The 10096-nt window shown below is 64.7% G+C and carries 10 protein-coding genes and 1 pseudogene; 9 read left to right on the top strand and 2 right to left on the bottom strand.

Annotation, left to right across the window (positions count from 1 at the left end; all coding sequences use genetic code 11):
• From Q0J74_RS08325 to Q0J74_RS08285, 9 genes and pseudogenes are all read left to right on the top strand, one after another.
• Nucleotides 1-308 (top strand): annotated as a pseudogene (locus Q0J74_RS08325) (argininosuccinate lyase); the annotation flags it as partial.
• The gene (gene argC / locus Q0J74_RS08320; RefSeq protein WP_297213203.1) at nt 301-1242 is read left to right on the top strand and encodes an N-acetyl-gamma-glutamyl-phosphate reductase; all 942 of its coding nucleotides are present in this window, start codon (nt 301-303) and stop codon (nt 1240-1242) included. The pseudogene Q0J74_RS08325 and the gene argC, both read left to right, overlap by 8 nt.
• A gap of 68 nt (nt 1243-1310) precedes the next feature.
• Entirely contained in the window at nt 1311-2573 is a 1263-nt protein-coding gene (argJ, locus tag Q0J74_RS08315; protein ID WP_297213200.1) for a bifunctional glutamate N-acetyltransferase/amino-acid acetyltransferase ArgJ, read from the top strand.
• 16 nt (nt 2574-2589) lie between these two features.
• A complete protein-coding gene (gene argB / locus Q0J74_RS08310; protein ID WP_297213197.1) occupies nt 2590-3444 on the top strand; it encodes an acetylglutamate kinase in 855 nt (284 codons plus the stop codon).
• Between the two features lie 16 nt (nt 3445-3460).
• Nucleotides 3461-4639, top strand: coding sequence for an aspartate aminotransferase family protein (locus Q0J74_RS08305; RefSeq protein ID WP_297213194.1), 1179 nt, complete (start codon nt 3461-3463; stop codon nt 4637-4639).
• 22 nt (nt 4640-4661) lie between these two features.
• Complete coding sequence (argF, locus tag Q0J74_RS08300) at nt 4662-5579, top strand: ornithine carbamoyltransferase (protein WP_297213191.1); 918 nt, start codon at nt 4662-4664, stop codon at nt 5577-5579.
• A 135-nt stretch (nt 5580-5714) separates the two neighbouring features.
• A complete protein-coding gene (locus tag Q0J74_RS08295; protein ID WP_297213188.1) occupies nt 5715-6083 on the top strand; it encodes a BlaI/MecI/CopY family transcriptional regulator in 369 nt (122 codons plus the stop codon).
• Nucleotides 6076-6522: a hypothetical protein gene (locus Q0J74_RS08290; protein WP_297213185.1), complete on the top strand. Its 447-nt coding sequence runs from the start codon at nt 6076-6078 to the stop codon at nt 6520-6522. Before Q0J74_RS08295 ends, Q0J74_RS08290 begins: the two co-directional genes overlap by 8 nt.
• Nucleotides 6420-7871, top strand: a complete 1452-nt coding sequence (locus Q0J74_RS08285; protein WP_297213182.1) for a M56 family metallopeptidase — start codon at nt 6420-6422, stop codon at nt 7869-7871. Before Q0J74_RS08290 ends, Q0J74_RS08285 begins: the two co-directional genes overlap by 103 nt.
• On the opposite strand, the gene dinB is transcribed toward Q0J74_RS08285, so the two are convergent.
• Entirely contained in the window at nt 7863-9131 is a 1269-nt protein-coding gene (dinB, locus tag Q0J74_RS08280) for a DNA polymerase IV (RefSeq protein WP_297213179.1), read from the bottom strand. The two genes, Q0J74_RS08285 and dinB, sit on opposite strands and share 9 nt — an antisense overlap.
• Nucleotides 9132-9190: 59 nt before the next feature.
• Nucleotides 9191-10096, bottom strand: a 906-nt coding sequence (locus Q0J74_RS08275) for a hypothetical protein (RefSeq protein ID WP_297213176.1), incomplete at its 5' end; no start/stop codon positions are given.

Below are 10096 nucleotides of genomic sequence, written 5' to 3'. Positions count from 1 at the left end.
CCGGCGGCTTTATCAACGCCACCGACTGCGCCGACTACCTGACCAAGAAGGGGATGCCCTTCCGGGAGGCCTATATGATCGTGGGCCGGCTGGTGAACATGTGCATCAAGGCGGGGGAGACTCTGGACACCCTGCCTCTGAAGGACTTCCGCTCCATCTCCAATCTCTTCGACGCCGACGTGTACCAGGCCCTGGAGCTGAAGACCTGCGTCAACGGTCGCAAGGTCTGCGGCGGCCCCGCCAAGGAGGCGGTGGAGCAGCAGATCGCCTCCATCCAGGCTTTTGTGGAGGCGCGGCGGCATGAGTAAGCCCAAGGTATTTATTGACGGGCAGGAGGGGACCACCGGCCTGCAAATTCATGAGCGGCTTTCCGGCCGGGCGGATATCGAGCTGCTGGTCATTGACCCGGACAAGCGGAAAGATCTGGCGGAGCGGAAGCGCCTCATCAACGCCGCCGATTTGGTGTTTCTCTGCCTGCCCGACGCCGCGGCGGTGGAGGCGGTGGGCCTTATTGAGAATTCCCGCACCCGGGTGATTGACGCCTCCACCGCCCACCGCACCGCCCCCGGCTGGGTGTACGGCTTCCCGGAGCTGTACAAGAAGCCGGAGGAAACCATTGGGAAGGCGCGGTTTGTGGCCAATCCCGGCTGCCACGCCACCGGCTTTCTGGCCTCGGCGGCCCCCCTGGTGTCCATGGGGGTGCTGCCCAGGGACTACCCCCTGACCTGTTGTTCCCTCACCGGCTATTCCGGCGGCGGGAAGAAGATGATCGCCCAGTACGAGGGCGGGGACAAAGGGGCGGAGCTGTACAGCCCCAGGGTGTACGGCACCACTTTGAAGCACAAGCACCTGCCGGAAATGCAGAAGCTCTCCGGGCTGGAGCAGCCGCCGGTTTTCACCCCGGTGGTGGACGACTACTACAAGGGCATGGCCACCACCATCTATCTCCACAACCGCTATCTGGTGGGCCAGCCCACCGCCCGGGAGCTGAGCCTGATCCTGATGACCTATTACGCCAGGCAGCCCCTGGTGTCGGTAACTCCCTATACAGAGGAGGGTGCCTACCTGGCGGCCAACGCCCTGGCGGGTACCGACCGGCTGGAACTCACCGTCAGCGGCCATGAGGGGCAGAGCATCATCACCGCCCGGTTTGACAACCTGGGCAAGGGAGCCTCCGGCGCGGCGGTGCAGAACATGAACCTGATGCTGGGCTTTGAAGAGACCTGCGGCCTGGCGCTGTAAGTAGGAAAATTCCAAGGACCGATGTCCCCCGTCGGTCCGCCATCCTGATTGATTGAGGAGTGAGCGATATGAAACAGATCCCCGGCGGGGTTACTGCCCCCAAAGGCTTTACCGCTTCCGGCATTCACTGCGGCGTGAAGAAGGGCAAGGGAGACGGAAACCAGCCCCCTATGAGCAAAATGCCCGAGGTGCTGGAGGACAAGAAGGACCTGGCCCTCATCGTATCTGAACAGCCCTGTGTGGCGGCGGCGGTATACACCATGAACCGGGTGAAGGCCGCCCCCCTGTATGTCACCATGGATCACCTGGAGAACGGAGAGGCCCAGGCCATCGTGGCCAACTCCGGCAACGCAAACGCATGCGCCCCCAACAGCCACGAGCACGCTGAGGAGATGTGTGCTCTGGCGGCCCAGGCCACCGGCCTGAAGGCCAGCGACTTTGTGGTGGCCTCCACCGGCGTCATCGGCCAGGAACTGAATATGGAGGCCATTGCCGCCGGCCTGCCCCAGGCGGCGGCGGCCCTGTCCAAGGACGGCTCGGACGCCGCGGCCAACGCCATTATGACCACCGACACGGTGAAAAAGGAGTTGTCCGTGAGCTGCACCATCGGGGGCAAGACGGTGACCATCGGCGCCATCGCCAAGGGCTCGGGTATGATTCACCCCAACATGGGGACCATGCTGTGCTTTGTCACCACCGACTGCGCCATCACCCACGAGATGCTCACCGACGCCCTCCACGAGATTGTTCCCCGCACCTTCAACCGGGTGACCATCGACGGAGACACCTCCACCAACGACATGTGCGTGGTGCTGGCCAACGCCATGGCGGGCAACGAGCTTATCGAGTGGAAGGATGACAATTACACCGTCTTTTACAAGACCCTTTACCATGTCTTTGAGCAGTTGGCCCGGAACATCGCCGCCGACGGCGAGGGAGCCAGCAAGCTGATCACCTGCACCGTGCGGGACGCCCGCAGCGAGGAAAGCGCCGAGCGCCTGAGCAAGGCGGTGGTGGGTTCGGCCCTGGTGAAGGCGGCCATGTTTGGCTCCGATGCCAACTGGGGCCGGGTGCTGTGCGCCATGGGCTATTCCAAGGCCCCCTTCCGGCCGGAGTTTGTGGATGTGCGTTTTGCCTCCGCGGTGGGGGAGATCCTGGTGTGTGAGCAGGGAGCCGGCGTGGACTTTGACGAGGAGGCGGCCAAGAGCATTCTCTCCCAGGACGAGGTGATCATCCAGGTAGACCTCCATGAAGGGGAGTGCGAGGCCACCTGCTGGGGCTGCGATCTGACCTACGACTATGTGAAAATCAACGGCGACTACCGGACGTAACGGAGAGGTGCGGAACATGTCCTATTCACACGTGGAGCGGGCGCAGGTCCTGGCCGAGGCCCTGCCCTATATTCAGAAGTACAGCGGCAAGACGGTAGTGGTCAAGTACGGCGGCAACGCCATGATCTCCGAAACCCTGCGTCAGGCGGTGATTTCCGACATTATTCTCCTCCACCTGGTGGGTGTGCGGGTGGTGGTGGTCCACGGCGGCGGGCCGGAGATCACCGAGATGCTGGGCAAAATCGGAAAGGAGTCCAAATTTGTGGACGGCCTGCGCTACACCGACCAGGAGACCATGGACGTGGTGCAGCAGGTGCTGTGCGGCAAGGTGAACAAAAACCTGGTGGCCACCCTGAACCGGCTGGGAGGCAGGGCGGTGGGCCTGTGCGGCATGGACGCCGGCCTTTTCCAGGCCAAAAAGCTGGATGAAAAGTATGGCCTGGTGGGGGAAATCACCGCTGTGGAGCCTCAGGCGGTGGTGGACTGCCTGGAGAAGGGATACATCCCGGTGGTGTCCACCGTGGCCCAGGGAGTGGACGGAGAGACGGCGTACAACATCAACGCCGACACCGCCGCCGCCAGCCTGGCTACGGCCCTGAGGGCGGAGAAGCTGATTCTCCTCACCGATGTGCGGGGCCTGATGCTGGACCCCAAGGATGAGAGCACGCTGCTGCCGGTGGTAAAGCTGTCCCAGGTCCCCGGCCTGGTGAAGGACGGGATCATCAAGGGCGGCATGATTCCCAAGGTGGACTGCTGTGTGGAGGCGGTGCGTTCCGGGGTGAAGGACGCGGTCATCCTGGATGGCCGCATCCAGCACTCCATCCTCATTGAGCTGCTCAGCGATGAGGGCATTGGCACCATGCTGCTGTAAGGAGGGGATACCGACCATGGATCACAACGAATTGGTGGCCCTGGACCACCAGTATACCATGCAGACCTACGGCCGCTTCGACGTGGACATCGACCACGGCAAGGGCGCCACCCTGTATGATCTGGCAGGAAAGGAGTATATCGACTTCTCCTCCGGCATCGGGGTCAATTCCATCGGCTACGGCAATGAGAAATGGGTGGAGGCCATCACCGCCCAGGCCAGGAAGCTGGGTCACATCTCCAACCTGTTCTACTCCCAGCCCTACGCCCAGCTGGCCAGGAAGCTGTGTGAGCGCACCGGCATGGCGGCGGTCTTTTTCGGCAACTCGGGGGCGGAGGCCAACGAGGGAGTCATTAAAATGGCCCGGAAATACTCCTTCGACAAGTACGGAAAGGGGAGAGGCACCATCCTCACCCTGAAAAACTCCTTCCACGGCCGCACCATCACCACCCTCACCGCCACCGGTCAGGAGGTGTTCCACAACTATTTCTTCCCCTTTACCGACGGCTTCCGGTACGCCGAGGCGGGCAGCATTGACGCCATCCAGGAGGTAGCGGGCCACGATGTGTGCGCCGTCATGCTGGAGCTGGTCCAAGGTGAGGGCGGCGTCTATCCCATGGACCCGGCCTACGTCCACGACCTGGCGGTGCTGTGTGCCGAGCGGGACTGGCTGCTGCTGGTGGATGAGGTGCAGACCGGTGTGGGCCGAACCGGCAGCCTGTTTGCTTTCCAGCAATACGGCATCATCCCGGACGGGGTGTCCTTTGCCAAGGGGATCGCCGGGGGCCTGCCCATGGGCGGCTTCCTGGTGAATGAGCGGTGCCGGAACGTGCTGGGTCCCGGCACCCACGCCGCCACGTTCGGGGGCAACCCCGTCTCCGCCGCTGCCGCCCAGGTGGTTCTGGACACTCTGGACGAGGACGCCCTGGCCGCCGTGGTGGAGAAGGGCGCGTACATCCGCGCCCGTATCGAGCGCATGGGTCTGTCCAGCCTGGGCCAGACCCGGGGCCTGGGCCTGATGATCGGCGTGGAGGTACAGGGCGAGGAGAGCAACAAGGTGCTGGCCGCCCGGCTCATTCGCCACGGCCTGCTGATTCTGACGGCGGGCTCCGCCCTGCGCCTTCTGCCGCCGCTGACCATTACCATGGCGGAAATCGACAAGGGCCTGGCCATTATGGAAGAAATTCTGGCCTAACTTTATAATCGAGGTGACTGATATGCAAAAAGACCTGCTGAAACTGCTGGACCTGTCCCAGGCGGATATCGTGAAGATCCTGGATACTGCGGACCAGATGAAGTACAACCAGAAGCACGGCCTGACCCACCACTACCTGGAGGGCAAGACCCTGGCCATGATTTTTGAGAAGAACTCCACCCGTACCCGAGTCTCCTTTGAGACCGGCATGTTCCAGCTGGGGGGCCACGCCCTCTTCCTCTCCGGCAAGGAGAGCCAGATCGGCCGGGGCGAACCCATTGAGGATACCGCCCGGGTACTCAGCCGCTACTGTGACGGCATCATGATCCGCACCTTCGGCCAGGAGGAGGTGGAGACCCTGGCCAAGTACGCTGCCATCCCCGTCATCAACGGCCTTACCGACTTTGCCCACCCCTGCCAGGTGCTGGCCGACCTGATGACCATCCGGGAGCACAAGTCCCGTCTGGAGGGGCTGAAGCTGTGCTACATCGGAGACGGCAACAACATGGCCAACTCCCTCATCGTGGGCGGCCTGAAATCCGGCATGGAGGTGGCTGTGGCCTGCCCCGAGGGTTACGACCCCGACCCCAAGGTGCTGGAGTTTGCCCGGAGCTGCGGCGGTACCTTCACCCTCTGCCGGGACCCCAAAGAAGCGGCGGTGGGCGCCGACGCTATGTTCACCGATGTGTGGGCCTCCATGGGTCAGGAGGGGGAGGCCCAGCAGCGCCGGGCCGCCTTTGAGGGCATCTACCAGGTCAACAGCCAGATTATGGCCCTGACCAACCCAGGCTGCATGGTGCAGCACTGCCTGCCCGCCCACCGGGGGGAGGAGATCACCGCCGAGGTGTTCGAGGCCCACGCCAATGAGATCTTTGACGAGGCGGAAAACCGCCTCCACGCCCAGAAGGCAGTCATGTACCTGCTGATGGGGGAGCAGTAATCAAGGCAAACGCCAAACCGGCGCACAGCAAAGGCTGTGCGCCGGTTTTTTGCCTTGACAGGAGAGGTTTGTTCTGATAAACTAGCCTCAAAGGAGAGGTTTTTCTAGACAAACCAATCGGAAGGCGGGAAGCACATGGAGGATTTCAAGCTATTTGACGCGGAGTACCGGCTGATGGATCTGGTATGGGAGCACCAGCCCATCAACTCCACCGCTCTGTCCCGGCTGTGCCAGGAGAAGCTGGGGTGGAAGAAGTCCACCACCTTCAACCTGGTGCGCAAGCTGGGGGAGCGGGGGATTGTGCGCAACGAAAATGCCACCGTCACCGCCCTGGTGGGCCGGGAGCAGGTGCTCCGGCGAGAGAGTGAGGCGGCGGTGGAGAAGAACTTCGGCGGCTCCCTGCCCGGCTTTGTGGCCGCCTTCCTCAGCGGGAAGAAGCTGTCCCACCAGGAGGCGGAGGAGCTGCGGCGGCTCATTGACGAAAGCGAGGGGCGCCATGACTGAGCTGCTGGTGCAGATCGGGGAGATGAGCCTTGCCGCCGGCCTCACCGCCCTGGCGGTCATTGCCCTGCGGTGGGTGCTGGTGCGGCTGAAAGCTCCCGCCTTTGTGCTTTTGCTGTTGTGGGCGGCGGTCCTCTTCCGCATGGTGTGTCCCGTCAGCTTTGCCAGCCCCTGGAGCGCCGCCGCCCTGGTGGAGGAGGCCCTGCCCCGGCGGTCCGGGCGGAAATCGCATCTGAGCCGGCGGAGCAGCCGGGTACGGCGGGAATCCCAGCCCTCTCCCCGGGGGAGCCCCTGCCGGAGGATTCGGCGGCGGAGGTCACCACCCTGGAGCCCGCGGAGGTGCCGGAATCCCGGCCCTCCCCCCTGCTGCCCCTGGCCCTGCTGTGGCTGGCGGGGGTGGTTCTGCTGTGGGGCTGGTGGCTGCACACCCACCTCCGGCTGAAAAAGCAGATGGAGACGGCGGTGGAGGCGGAGTCCGGGGTGTTCGAGAGTGACCGGCCCGGCCCGCCCTTTGTGCTGGGTTTCTTTCCGCCCCGCATCTACCTGCCCCAAAACCTGGCCCAGCCGGAGCGGAGCTATGTGCTGGCTCACGAGCGCTGCCACCTGCGCCGGGGAGACTTTGTGTGGAAGCCCCTCTTCTTTCTGGCGGCGGCCGTCCACTGGTTCAACCCAGTGCTGTGGCTGGCCTGGCGGCTGTTCTGCCGGGATTTGGAGGCCGCCTGTGACCAGGGGGTGCTGGGCGCGCTGCCCGAGGGGGAGCGCACCGGCTATGCCCGAGCCCTGCTGACCCTGGCCGCCCCGGAGACCAGCCGCCTGCCCGCCGCCTTCGGAGAACACGACGTGTCCCGCCGGGTGAAGGGGGTTCTGGCCTACCGCAGGCCCGCCGTCCTGGCGGCGGCGGTGCTGGTTTTTGCCGCCGGGGGCCTCGGCCTGTGGCTGGCGGCGGACTCTACCGGCGGGGCGGGCCTGCCCCCGTCGCCCCCTGTTGTCACCCTGTCCCTTGACAGCCGCCAGGTGCAGCTCACCGCCGCGGACTGGGACGGGGAGACGCCCCCAGACCCGGCGGCGCTGCTGGCGGACGCCCCCCTGTTTCCCGACGATTACCTCTGGGTTCACGACGTGAGCCTGTCCGTCGCTGACCAGTACCGCCCCGAGGAGGGGGTCTATACCGACTATCTGCTTCGGGACGGGCAGTGGGTGGAGGGAAACAAGGGCTCCATGACATACACCGTCGCCCTCCATCCCCGGGCGGATTCCGCCGGGACGGGGACGGAGGAGCGGGGCGTGGTTTTTACCTATACCTGGAAGGAGGGCTTTAACAGCCGCTCGGCCACCTACGCCTTCCGGCTGCGGGTACCCTCCGTCCGGGAGGGTCAGGTGCTGGCCGAGCCGCTGATGGCCTCCGGCGGAACCGTCCTGCCGGTCTGTGAGGGCGGAGCGTCGGTATACGCTTCCATTCTGGATCAGATGGAGCTGTGCACCCTCTCCAGGGACGCCATCCTCACCATCAATGATCCTACCCCTCGTTTCCAGTCCAGCCAGGTCTGCCTCTGTCTGCTGGAGGAGGACGGCACGGTGGTGGACAGGGTCTTTGTGGGGGGCAGCGGCGGCGGCAACGAGCTGGACCAGGTCCGCTCCGCCTTCGGTTTCTCTCTGAATCTGGAGGACAAGGGCTGGTGGACCGGCAAGCGCCTGCTGCTGGGCGTGACGGCGGAATACACCTGGCCCGACGGCTCCAAAACCCAGTGGAGCACCGCCTTTTGGGCGGCGCCGGAGGGGGCGCTATCCTGACGGGTCGGATGTGTCTCCCGGCGGCCTGATCTCCTCCGGCGGTCCCGGGGGAATGGGCCGCCGGTCTCCCCGCCGGAGGTTGGAGGCGGAGGAGATGGCCTGACGGCCGTACTTGTCCCGGATGCCGTCCATGGCCTTTTCCAGCTTCTCCAGCTTGTCCCGCCGGGGGACGGCGCCGGCGGCGAACAGATTGATCTGTTCCCCGGCGTCCCCCTCCTCCACCAGATTCTGGGCGGTGATGGTGAGCGCCCGCACCGGGGACTTCTCATTCCACGCCGTTTGCACCAGCGCCATGGCCGCCTCCGCCAGGTCTCTTGAGACGTAGGTGGGGGCGGCCAGCCGCGTCTGGCGGCAGATATCCTTGAAGTTGGGGTCCCGGATGGTGACCTGGACCGTGGTACACTTCATGGCGTGCTTGCGCAGCCGGGCGGCCACTTCGTCGGCCAGCTCGGACAGGGCGGTGCGCAGCTCCGCCCACCCCACCAGGTTCCGGGGGTAGGTGAGGCCGTTTCCCACCGACTTGGGTCCCGGCATGTCCCGGGCAGGGATCACCGGGCTGTGCTCTGCCCCGGTGGCATAGTCGTGGAGGGTGCGCCCCCCCTTGCCCAGAATTTCCCCCAGAGCCTCCCGGTCAAACCGGGCCAAATCCCCGATGGTGCGCACGCCGTAGCCCGCCAGCACCCTGGCCGCCGCCTGGCCCACAAAGAGCAGGTCGGTCACCGGCAGGGGCCACAGCAGCTGCTGAAAATTCTCCCGGGTGATGACGGTGGTGGCGTCCGGCTTTTTGTAGTCGCTGCCCATTTTGGCAAAGACCTTGTTGAAGGACACCCCCACCGACACGGTAAGCCCCAGCTCCTCCCGCACCGCCCGGCGGATCTGGTCGGCCAGCCCCCTGCCGTCGGTGTGAAAGAGGTGGAGAGTGCCGGTTACGTCCAGCCAGCTCTCGTCGATGGAGAAGGGCTCCACCAAATCGGTGTACCGCTCATAGACGGCGTTGACCCTTTTGGAGTAGGCCCGGTACTTGCTGTGGTGGGCGGGGAGAAGCACCAGATCCGGACATTTCCGGCGGGCCTGCCAGATGGTCTCGGCGGTCTGGACCTGGAAGGCCTTGGCGGACTCGTTTTTGGCCAGGATGATGCCGTGGCGGCTCTCTGGGTCGCCGCACACCGCCACCGGCCTGTCCCGCAGCTCCGGATGGTCCAGCAGCTCCACCGAGGCGTAAAAGCTGTTCAAATCGCAGTGGAGAATCACCCGCTCCATCCCATCGCCCCCTTTGTCCTTATCCTACCACGGAAGCGCCGGAAAGTCAAACAAATGTTCTAATCAGCAAAGGAGGCCAGCGCCTCCAGCAGCTCCGCTCGGCTGGTCAGGTTCTGATTGCCGGAGTAGGACAGATAGACCACCACATTGCCCTGCTGCAGAAAGAGCCGCTGGCCGGGATATTCGGTGTCGGTGGCCAGTACCGCCCGGTCAAAGCCGGGAAGGCTGACCTCCTCCACGTCGTACTCCTCGGGGAAATAGTGGTGCTGGGTGTACTGCTCCACCAGCTCCTCCAGCAGGGGAGCGGCCAGGAAAGGGAGGGAGAGCCGGTACCAGCGGGTGACGAGCCGGGGCTCATAGTCTCCGCCGTCGGTGAGCCATTGGGTGATCTCATACTGCTCCGGCGCCACCGGGGTGCAGTTGAAGGAAACATAATTGTTCCGATCCTGGCCGTCCACCCAGCGGTCGTCCGCCAGGGGCTCCAGAGCTGGATTCTGTTCCAGCTCCGCCAGGGACAGGGTGGGGACGGGCTTACCCAGCCCCTCCAGCTGGCCCTCCCAGTCCCGGGAGGCGGTAATGGCCAGAGCCCCCAGGTAAAAGACGCACAGCGCCAGGACAATCCAGCTCACCGCCCGCTGCCGGCGGACAACGTTTTTCCAGCTCCCGTCCCGCCGGGGCGGCTGCCCGCCCTCCAGCCGCCTGCGCAGCCGGAAGAAGGCCAGGTAGGCCCGGATGGTCAGGCTTGTGGACAGGATCTCCAGTACCAGGTAAAGCAGGCTGCCGCCCGCGGGGTTTCCCACCAGCTGGTAGAGGATGGGGGCGGACAGCAGGAAAAAGGGCAGGAAGAGGAGGACCAGCATCACCAGGGTCAATATGGTCAGCAGGATGCAGGTCCGCCTGGCCCGCTTTGCCACCTGCTCCAGGGCGTAGCTCTGCACCACCGCATCGGTGTGCAGCTCCGGGGC

This window comes from uncultured Flavonifractor sp., assembly GCF_944387675.1.
Classification (GTDB): Bacteria; Bacillota; Clostridia; order Oscillospirales; family Oscillospiraceae; genus Flavonifractor.
This window is presented reverse-complemented; position numbering and strand designations above follow the sequence as displayed.